General features: G+C 62.9%; 26 protein-coding genes. 17 read left to right on the forward strand and 9 right to left on the reverse strand.

The genetic code is table 11. The features are described from left to right. Nucleotides 1–79: 79 nt before the first annotated feature. From fabF to AC4GYV_RS03560, 3 genes are read left to right on the forward strand one after another with little or no spacing between them, the layout of a single operon-like run. Complete coding sequence (gene fabF / locus AC4GYV_RS03550; RefSeq protein ID WP_491099278.1) at nt 80–1,339, forward strand: beta-ketoacyl-ACP synthase II; 1,260 nt, start codon at nt 80–82, stop codon at nt 1,337–1,339. Continuing rightward, nucleotides 1,336–2,298 carry an endolytic transglycosylase MltG gene (mltG, locus tag AC4GYV_RS03555; RefSeq protein WP_491099279.1) on the forward strand — a complete coding sequence of 321 codons (963 nt, stop codon included), beginning with the start codon at nt 1,336–1,338 and terminating at the stop codon, nt 2,296–2,298. Before fabF ends, mltG begins: the two co-directional genes overlap by 4 nt. Beyond that, nucleotides 2,295–2,624, forward strand: coding sequence for a hypothetical protein (locus tag AC4GYV_RS03560; RefSeq protein ID WP_491099280.1), 330 nt, complete (start codon nt 2,295–2,297; stop codon nt 2,622–2,624). Before mltG ends, AC4GYV_RS03560 begins: the two co-directional genes overlap by 4 nt. A 1-nt stretch (nt 2,625) precedes the next feature. Here the strand turns inward: AC4GYV_RS03560 and AC4GYV_RS03565 are convergent, their stop codons facing one another. From AC4GYV_RS03565 to AC4GYV_RS03580, 4 genes are all read right to left on the reverse strand, one after another. Next, complete coding sequence (locus AC4GYV_RS03565) at nt 2,626–2,841, reverse strand: hypothetical protein (protein ID WP_491099281.1); 216 nt, start codon at nt 2,839–2,841, stop codon at nt 2,626–2,628. A gap of 91 nt (nt 2,842–2,932) precedes the next feature. Next, nucleotides 2,933–3,313 (reverse strand): MarR family transcriptional regulator, encoded by a 381-nt coding sequence (locus AC4GYV_RS03570; RefSeq protein ID WP_491099282.1) that lies wholly within the window; start codon nt 3,311–3,313, stop codon nt 2,933–2,935. A gap of 107 nt (nt 3,314–3,420) precedes the next feature. Then, the gene (locus AC4GYV_RS03575) at nt 3,421–4,818 is read right to left on the reverse strand and encodes a leucyl aminopeptidase family protein (RefSeq protein WP_491099283.1); all 1,398 of its coding nucleotides are present in this window, start codon (nt 4,816–4,818) and stop codon (nt 3,421–3,423) included. Between the two features lie 7 nt (nt 4,819–4,825). After that, nucleotides 4,826–6,214: a serine hydrolase domain-containing protein gene (locus tag AC4GYV_RS03580; RefSeq protein WP_491099284.1), complete on the reverse strand. Its 1,389-nt coding sequence runs from the start codon at nt 6,212–6,214 to the stop codon at nt 4,826–4,828. 156 nt (nt 6,215–6,370) lie between these two features. Here AC4GYV_RS03580 and AC4GYV_RS03585 point away from each other — a divergent pair, with 156 nt between their 5' ends. From AC4GYV_RS03585 to AC4GYV_RS03600, 4 genes are all read left to right on the forward strand, one after another. Beyond that, complete coding sequence (locus tag AC4GYV_RS03585) at nt 6,371–6,565, forward strand: hypothetical protein (RefSeq protein WP_491099285.1); 195 nt, start codon at nt 6,371–6,373, stop codon at nt 6,563–6,565. 122 nt (nt 6,566–6,687) lie between these two features. Continuing rightward, nucleotides 6,688–6,849 (forward strand): hypothetical protein, encoded by a 162-nt coding sequence (locus AC4GYV_RS03590; RefSeq protein WP_491099286.1) that lies wholly within the window; start codon nt 6,688–6,690, stop codon nt 6,847–6,849. Nucleotides 6,850–6,975: 126 nt separating this feature from the next. Further along, a complete protein-coding gene (locus AC4GYV_RS03595; RefSeq protein ID WP_491099287.1) occupies nt 6,976–7,602 on the forward strand; it encodes a MarC family NAAT transporter in 627 nt (208 codons plus the stop codon). Between the two features lie 146 nt (nt 7,603–7,748). Next, nucleotides 7,749–9,239, forward strand: coding sequence for a PAS domain-containing protein (locus AC4GYV_RS03600; RefSeq protein ID WP_491099288.1), 1,491 nt, complete (start codon nt 7,749–7,751; stop codon nt 9,237–9,239). Between the two features lie 53 nt (nt 9,240–9,292). Here AC4GYV_RS03600 and AC4GYV_RS03605 read toward each other — a convergent pair whose 3' ends face one another. The 4 genes from AC4GYV_RS03605 to AC4GYV_RS03620 form a co-directional block, all read right to left on the reverse strand. Then, nucleotides 9,293–9,784, reverse strand: a complete 492-nt coding sequence (locus AC4GYV_RS03605) for a PilZ domain-containing protein (protein ID WP_491099289.1) — start codon at nt 9,782–9,784, stop codon at nt 9,293–9,295. Between the two features lie 54 nt (nt 9,785–9,838). Next, nucleotides 9,839–10,411, reverse strand: a complete 573-nt coding sequence (locus AC4GYV_RS03610; protein ID WP_491099290.1) for a 5-formyltetrahydrofolate cyclo-ligase — start codon at nt 10,409–10,411, stop codon at nt 9,839–9,841. A gap of 205 nt (nt 10,412–10,616) precedes the next feature. Continuing rightward, nucleotides 10,617–10,952, reverse strand: coding sequence for a cell division protein ZapA (locus AC4GYV_RS03615; protein ID WP_491099291.1), 336 nt, complete (start codon nt 10,950–10,952; stop codon nt 10,617–10,619). Next, a complete protein-coding gene (locus AC4GYV_RS03620; RefSeq protein ID WP_491099292.1) occupies nt 10,952–11,125 on the reverse strand; it encodes a hypothetical protein in 174 nt (57 codons plus the stop codon). Before AC4GYV_RS03620 ends, AC4GYV_RS03615 begins: the two co-directional genes overlap by 1 nt. Nucleotides 11,126–11,254: 129 nt before the next feature. Between AC4GYV_RS03620 and tkt the strand changes: the two genes are divergently transcribed. From tkt to thiE, 5 genes are all read left to right on the forward strand, one after another. After that, nucleotides 11,255–13,243, forward strand: coding sequence for a transketolase (gene tkt / locus AC4GYV_RS03625; RefSeq protein WP_491099293.1), 1,989 nt, complete (start codon nt 11,255–11,257; stop codon nt 13,241–13,243). Further along, on the forward strand, nt 13,240–14,247 hold the full coding sequence (gene gap, locus AC4GYV_RS03630; protein ID WP_491099294.1) for a type I glyceraldehyde-3-phosphate dehydrogenase: 1,008 nt from the start codon (nt 13,240–13,242) through the stop codon (nt 14,245–14,247). Before tkt ends, gap begins: the two co-directional genes overlap by 4 nt. Before the next feature lie 114 nt (nt 14,248–14,361). Next, nucleotides 14,362–15,570, forward strand: a complete 1,209-nt coding sequence (locus tag AC4GYV_RS03635; protein ID WP_491099295.1) for a phosphoglycerate kinase — start codon at nt 14,362–14,364, stop codon at nt 15,568–15,570. Between the two features lie 2 nt (nt 15,571–15,572). Beyond that, complete coding sequence (locus tag AC4GYV_RS03640; RefSeq protein WP_491099296.1) at nt 15,573–16,472, forward strand: fructose bisphosphate aldolase; 900 nt, start codon at nt 15,573–15,575, stop codon at nt 16,470–16,472. A gap of 2 nt (nt 16,473–16,474) precedes the next feature. Further along, nucleotides 16,475–17,149 carry a thiamine phosphate synthase gene (gene thiE / locus AC4GYV_RS03645; RefSeq protein ID WP_491099297.1) on the forward strand — a complete coding sequence of 225 codons (675 nt, stop codon included), beginning with the start codon at nt 16,475–16,477 and terminating at the stop codon, nt 17,147–17,149. Here the strand turns inward: thiE and AC4GYV_RS03650 are convergent. Continuing rightward, complete coding sequence (locus tag AC4GYV_RS03650) at nt 17,130–17,879, reverse strand: DUF72 domain-containing protein (protein ID WP_491099298.1); 750 nt, start codon at nt 17,877–17,879, stop codon at nt 17,130–17,132. The genes thiE and AC4GYV_RS03650 overlap by 20 nt on opposite strands. Before the next feature lie 40 nt (nt 17,880–17,919). Between AC4GYV_RS03650 and AC4GYV_RS03655 the strand changes: the two genes are divergently transcribed. The 5 genes from AC4GYV_RS03655 to ndhC all read left to right on the forward strand — a co-directional run bounded on the left by AC4GYV_RS03655 (nt 17,920) and on the right by ndhC (nt 21,531). Further along, on the forward strand, nt 17,920–19,011 hold the full coding sequence (locus AC4GYV_RS03655; RefSeq protein WP_491099299.1) for a L,D-transpeptidase family protein: 1,092 nt from the start codon (nt 17,920–17,922) through the stop codon (nt 19,009–19,011). Nucleotides 19,012–19,028: 17 nt separating this feature from the next. Beyond that, nucleotides 19,029–19,637 (forward strand): M23 family metallopeptidase, encoded by a 609-nt coding sequence (locus tag AC4GYV_RS03660; protein WP_491099300.1) that lies wholly within the window; start codon nt 19,029–19,031, stop codon nt 19,635–19,637. 65 nt (nt 19,638–19,702) lie between these two features. Next, nucleotides 19,703–20,266, forward strand: a complete 564-nt coding sequence (gene efp, locus AC4GYV_RS03665; RefSeq protein WP_491099301.1) for an elongation factor P — start codon at nt 19,703–19,705, stop codon at nt 20,264–20,266. 3 nt (nt 20,267–20,269) lie between these two features. Next, entirely contained in the window at nt 20,270–21,082 is an 813-nt protein-coding gene (locus AC4GYV_RS03670; protein ID WP_491099302.1) for an inositol monophosphatase family protein, read from the forward strand. Nucleotides 21,083–21,153: 71 nt separating this feature from the next. Continuing rightward, on the forward strand, nt 21,154–21,531 hold the full coding sequence (gene ndhC, locus AC4GYV_RS03675; protein ID WP_491099303.1) for an NADH-quinone oxidoreductase subunit A: 378 nt from the start codon (nt 21,154–21,156) through the stop codon (nt 21,529–21,531). Nucleotides 21,532–21,536: the final 5 nt, after the last annotated feature.

The raw sequence follows: 21,536 nt of genomic DNA on the forward strand, positions 1-21,536 counted from the left end.
GCCGAAAGGCGGCACGAACGGCTTCCCGAACCCAATCGGGAGGCCGTTTGTTTTTGAAGGGTAATACGGAGTGGAAAACATGCGCCGTGTCGTGGTGACTGGCCTGGGTCTCGTGACCCCTCTCGGCGGTGACGTCGAAACGAGCTGGAAGAATATCCTTGCCGCGAAGAGCGGCGCCGGACCGATCACGCATTTCGATGCCAGCGACCAGAAATGCCGCATCGCCTGCGAAGTGAAACCGGCCGATCACGAATATGGCTTCGACTCCAACAAGCGCGTGGACCACAAGATCCAGCGCCAGGTCGATCCCTTCATCGTCTACGGCATCGATGCGGCGGGGCAGGCCATCGAAGACGCGGGTCTTACCGACATGGACGAGGCGACGCGCCTCCGCGCCGGCGTTTCGATCGGCTCAGGTATTGGTGGCCTTCCGGGCATCGAGAGCGAGAGCCTCGTGCTTCATGAAAAGGGGCCGGGCCGGGTCAGCCCGCACTTCGTTCACGGACGGCTGATCAACCTCATTTCGGGCCAGGTGTCGATCAAGCATGGCCTGATGGGCCCGAACCACGCGGTCGTTACAGCCTGCTCCACGGGCGCTCACTCCATCGGTGACGCGGCGCGGATGATCGCGATGGACGATGCCGACATCATGCTTGCCGGCGGCGCTGAGGCGACCATTTGCCCAATCGGCATTGCGGGTTTTGCCCAGGCCCGCGCTCTCAGCACCCAATTCAACGATCAGCCCGAAAAGGCGAGCCGACCGTACGACAAGGACCGCGATGGCTTCGTCATGGGCGAAGGCTCCGGCGTCGTCGTCCTCGAAGAATATGAGCACGCGAAGAAACGCGGCGCGAAGATCTACGCCGAGGTGGTCGGTTACGGCCTGTCGGGCGACGCCTATCACGTGACGGCGCCGCATCCGGAAGGTTCGGGTGGCTACCGGTCGATGGAGATGGCGCTGCGCAAGTCGGGCCTGCAGCCTTCGGACATCGATTACATCAACGCCCACGGCACCTCGACGCCGCTCGGTGATGAGCTCGAGCTTGGCGCCGTTCGCCGCCTGTTCGGCAACGCCATCGCGAATGTCTCGATGAGCTCGACCAAGTCGGCGATCGGCCACTTGCTCGGCGGCGCGGGCGCTGTGGAAAGCATCTTCTGCATCCTCGCACTGCGCGATCAGATCGTCCCGCCCACGCTCAACCTCGATAATCCGAGCGAAAGCTGTGAGGGCGTCGACCTCGTTCCGCACAAGGCGAAGGAACGGCCGGTCAAGGCAGTGTTGAACAACAGCTTCGGATTCGGCGGAACGAACGCCAGCCTGATCATGAAGGCCGTGTGAGGCGGATCTTCGTCGCCGCCGCCGCGCTTCTCGTCGCGGGGCTGCTGGTCATCTACTTCCTGTGGTGGGCGCCCGGTCCGAAGCCCGGTCCGCACGACGTCGTCGTCAAGGAGGGGACGACGCTAGGTATGGTTTCTCGCCAGCTCGCCAAGCAAGGCGCGATCCCGGGCAGCGCCCGAACCTTCTACGCCATGGCCCGTATCTTGGGGTCTCCCGATCCGATCCAGGCCGGTGAGTTCCGCATTCCCAAAGGCATGAGCGGGGCGTCGGTTCTGGACCTGCTCCAGCACGGCAAGCCCGTCCAGCGGCTGATCACCGTGACCGAGGGCATGCCCTCCATCCTCGTTCAGGAGAAGCTGGCCGCTGTTCCCTATCTGACCGGTACTTCGCCTGCGATCGCGGAAGGCTCGGTCCTGCCCGACAGCTACGGCTACCAGCGCGGAGAGAGCCGCGCAGCGATCGTCGCCCGTATGGAGAACGCGATGACGCGCACAGTTGATCAGCTCTGGCCGAATCGTAGCACCGATTGCCCGATCGCGATGAAGGAGCAGGCGATCGTGCTGGCGTCGATCGTCGAGAAAGAGACCGGCAAAGCGTCCGAGCGTCCGATGATCGCCGGAGTTTATTGCAACCGTCTCCGCATCGGCATGAAACTCGATGCCGACCCGACCGTAATCTACCCCGTGACGAAGGGTAAACCTTTGGGCCGGCGCATCCTGCGGTCCGAACTCAATGCCGACAACGGCTACAATACATATCGCAGGGCCGGCCTTCCGGATGGGCCGATCGCGAATCCCGGCAAGGCGAGCATCGAAGCCGTGCTGCACCCTGCCCAAACGAAGGCGCTTTATTTCGTCGCGGATGGCACGGGCGGGCACGTGTTCGCGGACACGCTGGCGGAGCATAATGCGAACGTCGCGAAGTGGTTCGCCATCCGCCGCCAGCGGGGGCAGATGTGAGCAACCGCGGGATCGGTCGCGCCCGGATGTTCATGGGTTCGGTCTTGCTCTTCGCGGCAGTGATCGCCTGGAGCGTCGCGCTGTTGATGAGCCCGCATGGACCATCCGTCGCCGACGGCACTGAGCATGTGCGAACGGTCGTCGCTCAGTTCGTTCGCAACAGTGCGATTGGAACGCTGATTCTCTGCGCCTTGTCGGGGTGGCTGCTGTTCCCGCAGCGCCGGCCGCGAAAGCCACGGCGTGACTGGGCGGTTGCCGGCGTACTCGCGCTTCTCGTTGGGACGAGCATCTACCAGTTGATTTGGACCCGCTCGCTTCTGAGTTAGGTCAGGCGCCGTCGACCGCCGATAGGTGAACGTACCCGACGCGGCGATCGTCCCCGGCGTAGCCCCAGGCCCAGCCAAGACTATCGTCCAGCATCGCGAAATGCGTGCCCGCCGCCAGTTCGCGGATCACTTCGCCATCCTCCGATGGCGTCGCGCGAAGCGGCGTGGAGCTCGCGATCTCCCGGTCGACCGGTTCGGCGTAATGCGAAGCGATCACTCGCCCGGCGAGCGCGACGTCGGCAAGGTCCTTGCGGTAGGCGTTGTATTCCGGGTCGGGCGCGACCGATGGGCCGGCGAGTGCGAACTCGTCAGCGCTGGTGGGCGTAGGCGGGTGCCTGTCCGATAATTGGCCGGTGTGCCGCGGAGCCGTTGTCGCCCTCGCGGAGGTTGCGTTTGAACCCTTCAAGAAATTCTGCCCCGCTGTTCGTGCGGACGACGAATACGTTACGCCGGTCGTCCTGATCCCTCTCACGGCGGAGATAGCCGAGTGCCCCAAGCGTATTCAAGGCACGAGTGACAACTGGCTTCGAAACTCCAAGGACCCGCGCCAACCCCCGGACCGTATGCGGACCCGGCGTCAGATAGACGAGCATCAGCAGTGCCATCTGACGATTGGTGAGATCTGGTTCGCCCGAACGGACATAGGCGATGAGAGCCTTCATCCAACCGGTCAGCGAAACCTCGCTCATTGATACACTCCGTCGCGTTAAGCGTAGTGCGGGAGTAAACCGGTAAGGACGCGAAATGTTGCAGCGCGATTACTCGAAAATTCCGTATTTCTCCGGCAATTAACTTTTCACGCCTGTAAGTAACGATCTGCGAGCGTCGCAAAAACCGCCCGCAGGCCGAGTGCATCGCCACCTTTGGGACGTCCCGGTTTTGCCGCATCGCGCCACGCGTAAGTATCGAAATGCGCCCAACTTATTTCGTCAGGCACGAACTTCTTCAGGAACAAGGCTGCGGTGATGCAGCCCGCCATCGGCGTGTTCGATGCATTGGCGAAATCCGCGATGTCGCTCTTCAGCATCTCTTCGTACGGCGTCCATAACGGCATGCGCCAGATCGGATCTTCTACATCGCGCGAGAGCCGCTCGACGCTGGCCGCGAGATCGTCGGAGTTGGCGAAGAAGGCCGGCAGGTCCGGGCCGAGCGCAACGCGAGCTGCACCTGTCAACGTCGCAAAATCGACGATCAATTCAGGCTTACCTTCGACGGCCCTGGTCAGTGCATCGGCCAGGATTAGGCGCCCCTCGGCATCGGTATTGTCGACCTCGACGAATGTCCCCTTGCGGGACTTCACCACGTCTCCTGGACGATAGGCGGTGCTGGAGACGGCATTCTCGACGGCTGGGATGAGGAGGTGGAGGCGGACCGGCAACCGCTCGGCCATGATCAGCCGGGCGAGGGCGAGCGCGTGGGCCGCACCGCCCATGTCCTTTTTCATTAGACGCATGCCGCTGGCAGGTTTCAAATCGAGACCGCCACTGTCGAAGCACACGCCCTTGCCGATGATTGCCACGCGCGGATCGTCGGGCTTTCCCCATTCCAGTTCGATCAGGCGCGGTGCGCGCTCGGGTGACGCGGCGCCGCCTACGGCTGCGATCAGCGGGTAGCCATCGGCTAGTTCGTCTCCACTGATCACTCGCAGCTGAACGCCACCGGTGCTCGCGGCCTCGCGAGCGGCTTCCTCAAGCTCGGCGGGACCGAGATCGGCGGCCGGCGTGTTGACGAGGTCGCGTACGAGGGCAGTCGCTTCCGCCAGACGAACGGCTTCATCGATTCGCGCCGCATCGCCAGTGACGAGGGTGCGATCGCCGCGCTCCGTCTCAGGCCTCTTCGAACGGTAGTCATCGAAGCGGTGTTGCGCGAGCAGCCAGCCCAACGCCGCCTTGCCCGGTTCATTTTCGACAAGCTTGTAAGTGCCTTCGGGCAGGCTCGTTGCGAGCTTCGCCAGGCACCACGCTGACAACGAGCCCGCCTTCTTCACCGCGCCGACGACCTCGAAATCGCCGCCGCGGGGAAGGATCGCGAATGCTCCGTCGCTCTTCCCATCGAAGCGATGTGCTTCGAGCAGCGCCCGATCCTCGGCGGGCCGGCGCTTCACCCAGGCCGCGAAACTCTCCTTGTCGACAAGATGGATCGGCCGCGCCTTCTGGCCGCGGTCGGCGACGAGAAGCGATGCAAAGTCGGTCATGAGGCGCTTAGTCTCCGGGCGTCACCAGGAACTGTTCGATGCGCCCGTTGGCTCCCGGCTCATAGAATGTCGAGAGGTCCAGCGTCTTGTTCGGATATTTAATCGTATAGCTCTGGATCACGTATCCGCCGCGCAGAACCGGCTTGCCGTCGGGCTCGAACGACGTCGGCTCGCCGAACTGCCCGATGCTCGATGCGTAATCGGCGATCGCCTGCGGCGTGAAATAGTAATTGGCATTGGCAGTCAGTTGTGACCGGTCGAGCTGCCCGTGGCGAAGCTGGTCGAACACGTTCCTGGCCCGCGTTGCCTGGGCGATCTGCACAGCGTCCTGCGGGGCTGCCGGCAGGATGACCTTCGCGATCTCACGAGCGATGCGGTTGTAGGCGCCGCCCGACCAGCTGTTCGTCAGGACGACGACCGCGGCCTTCTGATCAGGATAGACATTGTTCGCCGACAGGAAGCCGACGGCCTCGCCGCCATGGGTGATCGCGCGCGGCGGTCCAGGCCTGATGAAGACGCCCAGGCCGTAATTGCTGTCCTTGCCGTCGTTGAGCTTCACCGACGTTTCCTGCGCCTGCCAGTCGTCGGCCGGCACAAGCGACCGGTTGATGCGCGCGATGTCCCATTTCGCGAGATCTTCGGCGGTCATTGACAGCTCGCCAGCGGCGTAGAGCCAACCGCGTGCCGGCGGCGTTACGGCGCGAACCGGACCCAGCGCATAGCGACCGTACCCCGTCGGATAGGCCGGCGTGTAAGTGTCGTCCTGGTTCTTCACGCTCGTCATCCCGAGCGGCTTGAAGATCTTGCGGTTGAGGTAGGTCATCAGCGGTTCGCCGCTGACCTTTTCCGCGATCATGCCGGCAACAACGTAGCCCGTGTTCGAATATTGCCACTGGTCCCCGGGCTTGAAGTCGAGCGGCTTCTTCGCCCAGCGGTCGACGATGCCCTGCGGGTTCGTCGGATGCGACATGGCCTCGAAGCTGTAATCCTGCGGCCAGAAGTCCTGCAGTCCCGACGTATGCGACAGCAGCTGGCGCAGCGTGATCTGGTCGCCATCCGTGATGCCCGGCAAATATTTCGAGACGTGATCGTCGAGGCTCAGCTTGCCCTCGTCCTCGAGGAGCAGCAGCGCCATAGCCGTAAACTGCTTCGAGTTGGACGCGATCTGATAAGGCAGGTTCGCGGTTGCCGGCAGCCGATCACTTGCCTTCCCGTAGCCCTTTGACAGGACGATCTTCCCGTCGCGAACGACCGCAACCTGCGCGGACGGCACCGAGTCTGCGGCAAGGGCATCCGCTACGATCTTGTCGATCTTGGCTGTTTCTTGCGCAGTCAGGGATTGGGCGAGGGCAGGGGCGGCAACTAGCGCGAGCAGCGCGGAGGCATGTTTGAGCATGGCGGCACCCTAGCGACGGCTGTTTGCCTGTCGAGTCGGGCTGAAAAATTCCCGATCCGGGACATGCACACACGCCTGCGCCAACCTTCGCTCTTGGCGACTAGCCGCAATTATGGCGTTCCTTTCAGCCGTTTAGCGTAACGAGCGAGTAACCGAGTGACCGCCGAGTTGGATCAATTGAGGATTGTCGAGGCCCAGTTCGAGGAACTGGCGGATCGGCTCTCAAAGCTCCTTGAACTGCACGCTGGTGACGAGCCGGCGTCCTCTCGTCTTCGCGCGGCCGTAGCCACTGCCAAACGCGGGGCCGAACTCACGCGAGCCCACATGCGCTCGGTCCACGAAGACAGCTAACGTGACTGAAGCGCACTCAGGCGATCCCAGCGTGGCACAATATCAGGGAAATACCTGATTCCGGGTCAACCTCCCGAGGCAGAGGCTTTGCCTGTCGGATCGTGTGTTCACAGGGGGCAGTGATGGACGAGCTCGAAGTTCGCAGGACGCTCGAACTCTATCGTTCGATGATCGCGTCAGAGACCAACCAGCGCCGGAAGATCGTACTGTCGGAATTGATCGGCCAGGAGGAGCGCAAGCTCCACGCCATCGGCATGACGTATAGGACTGGCCAGGACTGGTAGCACCACAAATCTTCGCTTTCTTTGGCTCAGGGTAATCCCGATTGAGGATCATCCCTGTGCCCGGCACGCCGAGCCTGGGTTCAATGCCGCGGGAGAGGTCCCATCGGTATATTCGGCGAAGCGGCTGTGCTGACCATCGGCACGCTCTTGCCGATCATGAACCCGTTCAGCACTGCCCCACTCTTCATATCGCTGACCGCCGGCTTCAGTGAGCGGCGACGCCATCGGGACGCCCTGATGGCTTGTATCTACGCCTTCGCCATCCTGGTCTTGTCGCTGCTCCTTGGCGTCGCGATCATCGACTTCTTCGGAATTTCGATTCCTGGCCTGCGGATTGCCGGTGGTTTGATCATCTCAGTGATCGGCTTTCGCATGCTTTTCCCGGGCGGCTCAATGATGACGACAGACCCCGGTCCAGGTCAGCCGAGGGATCATGAAATCGCTTTCACCCCGCTTGCCATGCCAAGCTTGGCGGGACCGGGGTCGATGTCGGTCGTGATCACCGCCGCGTCGCAGATCTGGAGCAAGCATCCGGAGCAATATCTGGTCGTCTACGCGGGCGTGATCCTTGGCCTGGCGATAACCGTATTGTTCGCGTTTATGGTGTTGAGAGCGGCCGCGTGGATGGCCCGGGCTTTGGGGCCTTCGGGTATCGACGCGATGACGCGGATATTCGGCTTCTTGCTCATCTGCATCGGAATGCAGTTCCTGCTCGTGGGGGTCAGCGATTTTTTCCAGCTCCCCCACATCTAGGTGGGCGAAGAAAACTTCATCCGCTTTAACCTTTTCTAAGAGGGAGCAGCGCACAAAGGGCCTTCGCATACGAGGAGCGGAGGCAGGGAATGGGTGCGCCCGGTTCAAGCATGGAAGCAGCCGGACAACCGGCAGCAGACGCGCTGTTGGACGTATTCAAGGCGATAGAGCCCGCTGAGCTCGGCAAGCACGAGGCGGTCCTCGCTTACTGGTTGTCGATTCGCGGCAATCGCGAATTGCCGCCGCTGCGCGATCTTGATCCGCTGGAAATCTCCGACGCCGCACCGCATTCGGTCTTGCTGGAGCTGATCGGAGGCGGTGAAGACGCGGAAGTCCGTCATGTCGGCGAGAAGCTGAAGGACGGCGACGCCGTCGACAGGATCTCGCAGGCGGCTCGTCCGTCGCTCTTGTCGAGCATTGCGCGCAAGCTCTCGATCGTCGCCATTTCGCGTAACTTCCTCGCTTTCGAGGACGAATTCTCAGCCAACGGAACGACGACCCGCTGCTGGGTTACGTTGCTGCCGCTGAGCGCCGCGGGCGCCTGGGTCGACTATGTCTACGGCTATGTGACCTTCGAGACCGAAACGGGCGAGGGGACCAAGAAGCAGAAGAAGGCTGACCCCGAAGAACCTGAAGCTGAAGCCGAAGAGGTTGCGGTCGTTGAAGAGGCCTCTGAGCCGGAAGAAGCGGCCGATGGACCTGCGGAGCTCGAAGAGCCCGACGAAGTCGTTGCGCTTGAGGAAGCCCTTACTGACGAGGCAGGTGAGCCTGAGGACGAGGCGCTGGAACTCGAAGAACCGGTCGAAGAGGATGTGGTTGAAGACATTGTCGATGAGCGGCGGGAGCCCGTCGAGGATTTCGCTGAAGAAGAGCCGCAGGAGGTCGTCGACGAAGTGGTGGATGTCGCGCCGGTCGAAGACGAACCAGCGCCCGCACCAAAGAAGGCGGCTGGCTTCTCCTTCAAGACCCTTGCAGCAGCGACGGGCTTCTATGGATCGGCGCCCGTAAAGGTTGAACCCGTGATGCCCGCGGCTCCCAAGGCGAAGCGGGAAGTCGAAGAAATCGTGGAAGAGCCGGCAGCTGAAGAGGTGGCTGAGCCGGTTGAAGAGATTCTGGAGCCGGTCGCTGAGGAAGCGGCGGAGCCAATCTTTGAAGAAGAAGACGTGGTTGCAGAGGAGCCCGAAGAGCTCGTGCTGCAACCTGAAGATCATCTCGAAGTGGCGGCTAGGGAAGAGCCGCGCAAATCCAGTTCAGCGTCGGAGGGAACCTTGCAGAGCAAACTCACCGAAGTACGGGCGATGGCCGACGAGGCCCGCCTGGCGAAGCTGCGCGCGAACGCAGCTCTCTATGAAGGGCTCAGCGCCGCCTACGATTTCGCACTCGAGGCAGAAGAGAGCCCCGAAGAATATCTACGGCTGGTCGAAGGCGCCGGCCTCAAGATTCAGCTCCGTGCGCCCATGCGTCCGGTCGTGAAGCTCGCCTTCCAGGACATGTGCGACGACGCGACGATCGCCCAGCTCGAAGCTGTGCTTGCCTGGGCGATCGATCAGGACCTGCCGCGCGGTTCGCTGGTGCAGCGCATCGAGGAAGCCGGCGGCATCGGTCCGATCCTCAACGGAACAGCCAAAGCGGCGTAAGGAAATAGGGCTTCGCCTCGCAGAGGCGGAGACCTCAAACCTAAACTTCCGACTTATTTGGTCGGGCGCTTCGACTCGCTGAGGCGGAAGCCCTCGACGACCGCATCGACGGCACATTTGCGGGAAAGCTCCGCGAGAATGTGAATGTCGTCGATCTCAGCATTGGTCGCGAGCCAGTGAGCGCGGTTCGCGATGTCGCGGAGCTCCGAAATCGCCTTTTCAGGCAGATGTCCCTGATCCGCCAGAAGGCGATCGAAGACGGCCTGCGCTAGCGGCTTTTCAAATTCGATGCCGACGAACTCCTGGCAGTGCCAGACGATTCGGCAATATTGGTTTTCGAGGCCGGGGATGGTCAGCCAGACATTGGCGTCCACCGGCACCGCCGAAGAGCATTCGATCCGGCAACCGCCGGTCGAAATGTCGATAATCCGAACCTGGACCTTGCTCCGGCTGCCCTCGCGCATCGTGGCGGTGAGGCTAAGCGCTGCACGCCCAGCGCGTCTGCGCTCCGGTTTCAACTCGGCACGTTTTGCTGCTTCAGCCATGTGAGATCTTCCTCGTCGGCGCGATTTTGCCTTCGGGAAGTGAACAAATGGTTGTTATCCAGCGAACATCGTCAGCCCGTCAGGCGAGGCGAAGCCATCAAGAGGCACGTCCCATTCGTCTGTTGGGATCGTGTCGGCGAGGAGCTGAAGCGACCAGCCAACGCCGATCAGTTTCACCCGCATGGTTTTCAGTCGAACCAACGCGCGGTCGTAATGTCCCTTGCCGCGGCCCAGCCGTGTACCGCGGCTGTCGATCGCAATTAGCGGAACGAGGACCAGGTCAGGTTCGACGACCGGCGCGCTTCGCTTGGGTTGCATGATCCCGAACGGCCCAGGCTGGAGAGGATCGCCGGCGCGGAATTTGAACGGCTTTGCCGGATTGTCGAAGGCGGGAAAGGCCACGATTCGGCCGACGGCGCGGACTTCCTCCATTGCGGCAGCGGGGCTGATCTCGGACCCGAGCGGCGCGTAGCCGCCCACGACGGCCGCACCTGCGCAGATCGAGGTGAGATGCTGGGCGAGTCGCTGTTCGAGCAACGTGCGCTCCGCGTCGCTAAGCGTTCGCACATAGGCTTTCCGCGCATCCAGCGCGGCTCGCCGGAGCGATTCCTTGGATAGCGGCGGCATCTCAGGCCCCGTTCGGGGCCCGGGCGGGAAGGGAGGTGACGGGACCACCGTGGCCGTTTGCCCTAAAATCCTCTGACGCCAAAACGTCAGGTGGGCGCCGATTGCTCCAAACCAGGGTCCAGAGCAGGGTCAGCTCCCAGGTGGATTGAATCGCCTCAGGGATTTTCCGAAGGCTCGCACCGGGCAGTTCCCGTCGCGTTCGAACTTAGGGATTCGCGGCCTCGCCCTCAAGTGCGTCCGCGAGCGATTCGAGGCGAGCTGCGAGCGTTTCGGCGCGGCTGACGAGGCGTGGATCCGGCCCCGAAGGAACTATCGCCTGAGGTTCGCCCTCGCGATCGGGCTTGTCAATCAGCTGATCAGCCAGGAGCAGCGAGGCAAAGAGGAACTGGCGAGCTTCCGACAATGTGCCCAGCCCCGCCAGAGCCTCGCGAGCCTTGCCGTCGACGAGACGCGCAGCGGTGCGGAGCTGGTCTTCCTCACCCTCGCGGCAGGCTACCTGGTAGCTGCGGCCGGCGATGTTGATGTCCACGAGCGCCGACATCAGGCGGCAGCCTCGCGGATCAGCTCGTCGAGCTCTTCCACGACTTCGCGAACACGCGCGCGCAGCTGTTCGTCCCGCCCAGCGGCGGGCTGGCGCTGGGCAAGCGCGCGCTCAATCCGCTGCAACGCAGCTTCGGCGCGATCGAGTGCTGAAAAAAGGACCTCGTCCTCCATCCGCTCTTCGCTACGCAAGTTGGCAATTTCGAGCAAGTACGGAAGCGGCGATTTGACGCCACGGGCAGGGCAGCTAATGGGGCGGCAGCATCGTCCGGACTCCCGGACCGAACCCCATAAGCGGAGCCTATGCAGCCTAACGACCGCCGCCTCGCCAATGCCATCCGCGCTCTCGCGATGGACGCTGTGGAGGCTGCGAACAGCGGCCATCCTGGAATGCCGATGGGCATGGCGGATGCCGCCACGGCTCTCTTCACCCGTCACCTGAAGTTCGATGCGGCCGATCCGCACTGGCCCGACCGTGACCGCTTCATCCTGTCGGCCGGGCACGGCTCGATGCTGATCTACGCCTTGCTATATCTCGCGGGCTACGAGCGGCCAACGATGGACGACATCAAGCGCTTCCGTCAGCTTGGGAGCCCAACGGCAGGCCACCCGGAGAATTTCGAACTCGCGGGCGTAGAGGTAACAACTGGGCCGCTAGGTCAGGGCGTCGCCATGTCAGTGGGCATGGCCATCGCCGAGCGCCACCTCAACGCCATCTACGGCAACGACCTGGTCGATCACCGCACTTTCGTGATCGCCGGGGACGGCGACCTGATGGAAGGCGTGAACCATGAGGCGATCGGGCTCGCGGGCAATCTGAGGCTCGGACGGCTGATCGTTCTTTGGGACGACAACAGCATCACCATCGACGGCTCGACCGACCTCTCGCGCAACGAGGACGTCGTGGCGCGCCATCAGGCCGCGCAGTGGCACACGACCGAATGCGACGGTCTCGACGGTGCCGATGTCAGTCGCGCGATCGAGGAAGCCATTGCTGATCCGCGCCCGAGCCTGATCCGCTGCCGGACCATCATCGGCTACGGCGCTCCGAACAAGCAGGGCACTGCCGCGACCCACGGCGCAGCGCTCGGCAAGGATGAAGTCGAAGCGGCACGCGCCGAGCTTGGACTCGAACCACAGGAATTCACCGTCCCTGACGACGTGCTCAACGCCTGGCGCAGCGCGGGCAAGCGGGGCGCAGTCGATCACGCGCAGTGGAAGGACCGCCTGGAACAGAGCGGCCGCAAGGATGACTTCCTCGCACGCATCAACGGCAAGGTCAGCGACGCCTGGCTCAAGCCTTACGTCGACAAGCTCCTCGCGGATCTGAAGCCGGTCGCAACGCGCAAGGCGTCGGAAATGGCATTGGAGGCAATCAACGCTGCCATCCCGGCGACCATTGGTGGCTCGGCCGACCTGACCGGCTCCAACAACACGAAGACCAAGAATATCGAGCCGCTGACGGCGGAGAATTATGCGGGCCGTTACGTCTATTACGGCATTCGCGAGTTCGGCATGGCCGCCGCGATGAACGGCCTCGCGCTGCACGGCGGCGTGATCCCATACGGCGGTACCTTCCTCGTCTTTACCGACTATGCGCGTCCGGCGATCCGCCTCTCAGCGCTGCAGGAAGCGCAGGTCATCTACGTGATGACGCACGATTCCATCGGCCTCGGCGAGGACGGACCGACGCACCAGCCGATCGAGCATCTGCAGAGCCTTCGAGCCATGCCGCAGCTCGACGTCTTCCGACCTGCCGATGCAGTCGAGACGGCCGAATGCTGGGCGCTGGCGCTGACCAGCGAGGACCCGAGCATCCTGGCGCTTACCCGCCAGAACCTGCGCCCGGTCCGCACAGGCGCATGGACCGGGAACCTCTCCGCCCGCGGCGCTTACCGCCTCAAGGCGGCCGGCAATGCGCGCAAGGTGATAATCATGGCCACCGGATCAGAGGTCGAAATCGCGCTCGACGCCGCTGAGAAGCTTGAAGCGCAAGGGATCGGCACCGACGTGGTGTCCATGCCCTGCACCGAGCGCTTCGATGCGCAGCCGTCTGAATATCGCGAAGACATCCTGCCGGACGTCAGCAATCGCGAGATCCTGCGCGTCTCGATCGAGGCAGGCACCACGTTCGGCTGGGAGCGCTACACCGGCCTTCATGGGCTTCGCATTGGCATCGACCGTTTCGGCGTCTCAGCCCCGGCGCCCGACGCCTACGACTATTTCGGCCTGACGCCAGACAAGGTCGCCACCCGCATCACCGACTTCATGAAGCAAAGAGGCATTCAATGACCAAAGTTGCAATCAACGGTTTCGGCCGCATCGGCCGTCTCGTCGCTCGCGCGATCCTCGAGCGGCCGGACTGCGGGCTGGACCTGGTTTCGGTCAACGACCTCGCCGACGCGAAGGCGAATGCCTGGCTGTTCAAGCATGACAGCGTCCATGGAAAGTTCCCAGGCGACGTGAAGGCCGACGGCAACGACATCGTCGTCGACGGCAAGCGCATCCGCGTCACTGCTGAGAAAGATCCGGCCAACCTCCCGCATGGCGAGCAGGCCGTCGAGCTGGTGCTTGAGTGCACCGGCTTCTTCACCGACCGCGCGAGCGCTCAGAAGCACATAGACGCAGGCGCCAAGCGCGTCCTGATCTCTGCCCCGGCAAAGGGTGTCGATCTCACCGTCGTCTACGGCGTCAACGACGACAAGCTGACCGCCGACATGACGATCATCTCCAACGCGTCCTGCACGACCAACTGCCTCGCTCCGGTCGCCAAGGTGCTGAACGACGCGCTGGGCATCGAGCGTGGACTGATGACGACGGTTCACGCTTACACCAACGATCAGAAGATCCTCGATCAGATCCACTCCGATCTGCGCCGCGCCCGTGCTGCGGCCATGTCGATGATTCCGACGACGACGGGTGCTGCGCGCGCGGTCGGTGAGGTGCTTCCGGAGCTGAAGGGTAAGCTCGACGGATCGGCGATCCGCGTTCCGGTGCCGGACGTCAGCTTGGTCGATCTCACCTTTCAGCCGAAGCGCGACACCACGCGCGAAGAGGTCAACCAAATCTTGAAAGCTGCTTCGGAGACGCCGCGTCTCAGGGGCATTCTCGACTATACCGATGAGCCGGTCGTCTCGATCGACCTCATGCACACGCCGGCAAGCTCGACGGTCGACAGCCTCGAGACGGCGGTGCTGGAAGGCAAGCTCGTCCGGGTCGTCAGCTGGTACGACAATGAATGGGGTTTCTCGAACCGAATGGTCGACACCGCCTGCGCTATGGCGAAGCTGGGCTAAGACTGTCCTACAGTTCGGAGCCTCGTCTATGCTGAATCCGGGGAACGGGCATTCGGGATCCGGATCAGCGCAGAATGGCTCGTCACTGCGAAGATTGGTGAAGATTCGTTCTCAATGAGCAAGTTCAAGACCCTCGACGACCTGCCTGAGGACCTGACCGGCAAGAAGGTGCTGGTCCGCGTCGATCTCAATGTTCCCATGGACGGGGCGAGGGTCACCGATGACACGCGCCTCCGGGCGATGCTCCCGACGGTCCTGGAGCTGAGCGATCGGGGAGCCATCGTGCTGCTGCTGTCGCACTTCGGTCGTCCGAAAGGTGAGAAGAGGCCGGATATGTCGACGGCCCAGCTCGTGCTGCCGGTCCACCGGCTTTCCGGTAGGTCGGTACGCTTCATCGAGGATTGCCAGGGACCTGAAGCGGAGCGCGCCATCGCGACGATGCTGCCTGGGAACATCGGCATCCTGGAGAACACGCGCTTTCACCTCGGCGAAGAGAAGAACGATCCTGACCTCGCTAAGGGAATGGCCGCGCTCGGCGACTATTATGTCAACGATGGCTTCTCCGTTTCGCACCGCGCCCATGCGTCGACGGAAGGGATCACGCACTATCTGCCGAGCTTCGCGGGCCGAGCGACGGAGGCCGAGCTCAAGGCGCTCGAGCGTGCACTCGGCAATCCTGAGCGGCCCGTCGCGGCCGTCGTCGGTGGTGCCAAGGTTTCAACCAAGCTCGCCGTGCTCGGTCATCTTGTCGGCAAGGTCGACCACCTGATCATCGGCGGAGGGATGGCCAACACCTTCCTCGCCGCCCGCGGCGTCAACGTCGGCAAGTCGCTGTGCGAGCACGAGCTGACGGGGGAAGCCAATGCGATCTTCGATCGCGCCGAAGAAGCCGGCTGCACGATCCACCTTCCTTACGACGTGGTGGTCGCCAAAGAGTTCGCGCCCAATCCGCCGAGCATGCGCACCTGCAACGTCCACGAGGTCCAGGCGGACGAGATGATCCTCGACGTCGGTCCTGCTGCCGTTGAGGCCCTCGCCGATGCGCTCAAGACCTGCCGCACCCTGGTCTGGAACGGACCGCTCGGTGCCTTCGAAACGCCGCCCTTCGATGCAGCCACAGTCGCGCTCGCGAAAACCGCAGCCGCGCTGACGAAGGAAGGGTCGCTGATCTCGGTCGCGGGCGGCGGCGATACCGTCGCCGCGCTCAACCATGCAGGCGTGGCGCAGGATTTCACCTTCGTCTCGACCGCAGGCGGAGCATTTCTCGAATGGATGGAAGGCCGCACGCTTCCAGGCGTCGCGGCGTTGGAACAACAGGGGTGACCATGAACCAGGCAGAGATGACCGCGAAGATCCAACAGGGTGACGGCTTTATTGCGGCGCTCGACCAGTCGGGCGGATCGACGCCCAAGGCGCTCGCCGGTTACGGCGTGGAGGAAGGCGCCTGGTCGAACGATGAGGAGATGTTCGGCCTCATCCACAAGATGCGGGAGCGGATCATCACGTCGCCTTGCTTCGGTTGCGGCAAGGTGCTCGGGGCGATCCTGTTCGAGCGGACGATGGACGGGACGGTAGCTGGAAAGCCGACGCCACAAGCGCTCGTGGACCGCGGCGTCGTGCCCTTTGTGAAGATCGACAAGGGTTTGGAAGCCGAAGAGAACGGCGTTCAGATGATGAAGCCGATGCCGGAACTCGACGAGCTGCTAGAGCGCGCCAAGTCGCTGGGCGTCTTCGGAACCAAGGAGCGATCGGTCATCAATGCCGCCAACGAAGCGGGGATTGCCGTGCTGGTCGCCCAGCAATTCCAGGTTGCGAAGCAGGTGCTTGCCCACGGAATGATGCCGATCATCGAGCCCGAAGTGAACATCAAGAGCACCGATCGTGCGCAGAGCGACGGTCTCCTGCTCTCCGCGATTCTCGAAGAACTGGACGAGATTACCGACGGCCAGCAGGTGATGCTCAAGCTGTCGATCCCGGCCGAGGCAGGCAAGTTCCAGCCGTTGGTCGATCATCCGAAGGTTCTGCGCGTGGTGGCGCTCTCAGGCGGCTTCTCTCGTGAAGAGGCCTGCCGCGAGCTAGCGAAGAATCCGGGCATGATCGCGAGCTTCAGCCGCGCGCTTCTGTCCGACCTGCGTTCACAGCAGAGCGAGCAGGAATTCGATCAGACGCTCGGAAGCGCGATCGACGAAATCTACGAGGCCTCCACCCAGAAGGTTCCCGCCTGACATTGGACGAAGCTGAGTTCGACCCGATCGATTTTCCGCCGCAGAAGCGGACGGAGCCTGCGAAGCTTTACCTGATCAGCCCGCAGGAAGTCGGCGGCGTGTTCCCGGACCGGCTCCGGGCTGCCCTGGAACCAGGCATTGCAGCTGCCTTCCAGCTCCGCGTGAAGGATGTCGAGGAGCATGAGCTGGCGCGGCTCGCCGAGCCGCTGCAGCGTATCTGCTCGGATGCGGAGGTCGCGTTCATCGTCAACGACAGCATGAAGCTGGCGAAGCGGCTCGGAGCGGACGGCGTGCATCTGGGCCAGCAGGACGGGGATATTCGAGAGGCAAGAGCGCTGCTTGGCCCCAATGCTCAAATAGGCAAGACCTGCCACGACAGCCGCCACCTTGCGATGGAGGCGGGTGAGCAGGGCGCAGACTATGTCGCGTTCGGCGCTTTCTACCCGACCACGACCAAGCCGTCAGATTACCGTCCGGAGCCGTCGATCCTCGCCTGGTGGTCCACCCTGTTCGAGATTCCTTGCGTCGCCATCGGCGGAATTACGCCAGATAACGCTTTGCCGCTGGTCGATGCAGGGGCGGACTTCCTTGCAGTCTGTCAGGCGGTGTGGGGGAAAGACGATCCAGTCGCCGCCGTGAAGGCGTTTGAGAGCGTGCTCAGCGGCTCATCTGCCTGACCATCGATTTGAGTGTTCGCGCGTCGTCGATGGCGTGGCCGTGGATGTCGTTGTTGAAGTAACACCAGACACTTCGGCCCTGCCGCGACTGCTCTAGGCACCAGTCGGCCCATTCGATCAGCGCCTCGTCGGTATAGCGGCCGGAATATCGTCCGCCCGAACCGTGGAAGCGGATGTAGGCAGTGCGGCCACTGGCCCAGCGCGGAGAGATCAATCCTCGCAGGTCATGAGCGACGAAGCCGACGGCGTGCCGATTGAGCAAGGCGAGAGTCTCCTCGTCGTACCAACTCCTGTGCCGAAACTCGACGACATGCTCGAGATCCTTCGGCAGCCGTGCGAGGAAGGCGTCTAGACGCGGCAGATCTTTGTGGAGGCTGGGAGGGAGCTGGTAGAGCAGGGGCCCGAGCGAGCCACCCAGCCGACGCGCCAGGCCGATGAAGCGATCCACCTCCTCTGCGACGCCAACCAGTTTCTTGAGGTGGGTGATGAAGCGGTTGACCTTAACCGCGTAGCGAAAGCCAGCCGGCGCCTTCTCCCTCCACCCGTCGAACGTGGTTTCGAGCGGCACTCGATAGAAGCTGGCGTTGATCTCGACGGTGTCGAATTCCTCCGCATAGCGCTGGAACCAAAGGCGCTGCGGCAGTCCCTCCGGATAGAGGATCCCGCGCCAATGCTTGTACACCCAGCCTGAGCAGCCGACGTGAATCTGGGAAACGTTTGGAGCCTGCATCGTTGCAACGCCGAACCATTGATTCCGTCGGAGAGTTGCGTTGCGTTTCCTTCTTGCTTCCATGGCCTTGGGCGCCGCGGCTGCGGCGGCCGTCGCTCAGCAGCCGTCAAAGCCTGCGACAAAGACCAGCAACTGGGTCGCACCGGGCACGCCCGGATCGCCGATCGACGGGCAGATCTTCCATGCCCAGGTCTTGCTCGATGCTGCCGGCTTCTCGCCGGGCACCATCGATGGGAAAAAGGGCACATCGCTCACTCAGGCGTTGAGCGGCTTTCAGAAGGCGAATGGGCTGCAAGTGACGGGCAAGCTCGACGGCCCGACCAAGCAGGCATTGCTACAGAACAACAAGCCGTCGACGGCCTACGTGAAGCTCGGGCCGGACGACGTGAAGAGCACCTATGTCTATCCGCTGCCGAAGGATCCCGACAAGCAGTACAAAATCCCCTTCCTCGGCTACCGCAACATGCTCGAAAAGGTCGCTGAGCGTTATCACACTAGTCCGGCCGCCGTGGTGGCACTCAACGGTCCCGACAAGAGGATCGGTCTCGGCCAGACGCTGCGCCTGCCGAACGTGGCGCCGAAGTCTCGCGACTACAGCGGCTCGCCTGACAAGGGCGGTTATCTGATGAACCTCCTCAACGTCGATGGGCAGCAGCCGAAAGGCACGTTCGTCGTCGTAAAGAAGAAGGAGGGCGTGCTTCAGGTCTATGACGGGCCGGTCCCGGAAGGCGATCCGGAGGAGGGCAACGTGGACCTCGGCAGTGCGCGTCTCGTGGCCCAATTCCCGGTCACCATGGGGTCGGAGCATGATCCTCTGCCGATCGGCCGGTGGAAGGTGCTCGCCTTCGATTTCCTGCCGAAGTTCCACTACCAGCCGGACCTGTTCTGGGACGCCAAGGACACTTCGCAGGAGCATATGCTGGCGCCGGGACCGAACGGACCGGTTGGCGTCGCATGGCTCGACCTGTCGAAGGAGCATTACGGATTCCACGGGACGCCTGAGCCGTCGACCATCGGTCACACCGAAAGCCATGGCTGTCTGAGGCTTACCAATTGGGACGTGATGCGCTTGGCGCGGATCATGATGAAGCCCGGCTTCCCCGCGATCTTCGAACAGGGAGGGCGAAGCTGAGGACTGCCACTACCGCATTGTTCACGGCCGTTTTCACGGCGGTCGTGGTCAGCGCTTTCTGGATATGGTTCTACAATTTGGTGCCGTCTCGGCCGGCTTCGGTCGCGCGCAGCGGTAACCTCGTGACGGTCAAGCCGGACAAGTCCGAACCTGTCGTCGTAGCAGAGCAGGTGGCGGTTTCTCCGTCCGGCCTCGCGATCCCCGTAACCGGTATCAAGGCCAATCAGCTCACCGACACGTATGATGCGGCGCGCGGCGCTGGGCGCCGCCACGACGCAATCGACATCATGGCCAATGAAGGGACACCGGTGATCTCCGCGGCGGACGGCACCGTGGAGAAGCTGTTCAACAGCGTCCGCGGCGGGATGACGGTCTACGTTCGCTCGCCGGATCAGAAGTGGATCTACTATTATGCCCACCTCTCGGCCTACGCTCCCGGTCTGCACGAAGGGCAGCAGGTCAAGCGTGGGCAGGTGATCGCCCGCGTCGGCCATACCGGCGACGCGAGCGCCGAAGGCCCGCACCTCCACTTTGCCATCAATTCGATGGGCCAGGGTGAACGCTGGTGGCAGGGGACGCCGATCAATCCCTATCCACTGCTTGCCGGAAAAGGGGGCAGCGGCTAAGGCGCCCGCCAATCCGTGGATCGCTCCACGGCGGCTCTTTCATCAGTCTTAGCAGGTAGGCGATCATGAAGATCAGCGGCGTGGACATCCGTCCCGGCAACATCATCGAATATGAGGGCGGCATCTGGCGCGCCGTGAAAATCCAGCACACGCAGCCGGGCAAGGGCGGCGCCTACATGCAGGTCGAGATGAAGAACCTCATCGACGGCCGCAAGACCAATGTCCGCTTCCGCTCAGCCGAGACCGTCGAGCGCGTCCGCCTCGACACCAAGGACTTCCAGTTCCTGTTTCACGATGGCGACATGCTGACCTTCATGGACAAGGACAATTACGAGCAGATCAGCCTTCCTGCCGACTTGCTCGGTGAAGCCGGCGACTTCCTCCAGGACGGGATGGACGTGGTGATGGAGCTCTACAACGAGCGCCCGATCAGCGTTCAGCTTCCCGACCAGGTCGAAGCGACGATCGTCGAGGCCGACGCCGTGGTGAAGGGCCAGACGGCTTCTTCGAGCTACAAGCCTGCTGTGCTGGACAACGGTGTGAAGGTCCTCGTTCCGCCGCACATCACGGCCGGCACGAAGATCGTCGTCGACGTCTACAACCGGGAATATGTCCGCCGCGCGGACTGAGTCATGGTTTCGCACTCCGGCCTGATCACCGTCATGACCCGCGCCGCCCGCAAGGCGGCGCCGAGGCTTCGCCGCGACTTCGGCGAGGTCGAGCAGCTGCAGGTCAGCCGCAAGGGGCCAGCCGACTTCGTCTCGATGGCGGACAAGCGCGCCGAGCAGACCATCGTCGAGGAACTCCGCAACGCGCGCCCCGACTGGGGCATGCTGCTCGAAGAAGGCGGGGAGATCGAGGGCAATCCCGACAAGCCGCGCTGGATCGTCGACCCACTCGACGGGACGACCAACTTCCTCCACGGCATCCCGCATTTCTCGATCTCGATTGCGGTCGAGGAGCGGAAGCCGGGTGGCGGCAGCGAGATCACGCAGGGTCTCGTCTACCAGCCGCTAACGGACGAGGGCTTCTGGGCCGAGAAGGGCCGTGGTGCCTGGCTTCACGACGCCCGCCTGCGTGTCTCTGCGCGCCGCGACCTTGCCGATTGCGTTATCGGCACGGGAATCCCGTTCCTGGGCCGCGGTGACATTCCGCAGTGGGCGAAGATCTATTCGAACGTCGCTCCGAATGTCGCCGGAATCCGGCGCTTCGGGTCTGCCGCTCTAGACTTAGCCTGGGTCGCCGCCGGACGCATGGACGCCTTCTGGGAAGACGATCTCGATCTGTGGGACACCGCCGCCGGCACCTTGCTGGTCCGCGAAGCCGGCGGTTTCGTCAGTGACTACCGAGGGTCGGACCAGATGTTCAAGCGTGGCGAATATATCGCCGCCAATGGCGAAATTCACTCACGCCTTCACAAGCTGATCGCAGGTGCCTTGAGATAGTGTGTCAAGTGGTTGCGACCTGCAACTCGCTGTCCTAAAGCGCCGCCAAATTCGAGTTTTGGAGTTCTCCCTTGGCAAGTGTCGCCGCCGGCTACCTGCCGATCCTGCTGTTCCTCATCATCGCGTTGGGGCTCTCTACGGCGTTCGTCGTGCTGCCCATGATCGTGTCGCGACTGACGGGGTCTCACAAGCCGGATCCGGCCAAGCTTAGCGAATATGAGTGCGGCTTCCCCGCCTTCGAGGATGCGCGCGCCGAATTCGACGTTCGCTTCTACCTCGTCGCGATCCTGTTCATCGTCTTCGACCTTGAGGCCGCGTTCTTGTTCCCGTGGGCAGTCAGCCTCGACTTCACCAAGTGGACCGGCTGGATCGCAATGATCATCTTCCTCGTCGAGCTTGGTCTCGGCCTCGCTTACGCCTGGAAGAAGGGAGCGCTCGAATGGGAGTGATGCTC

It is taken from the genome of Sphingomonas sp. SP4 (assembly GCF_058313375.1).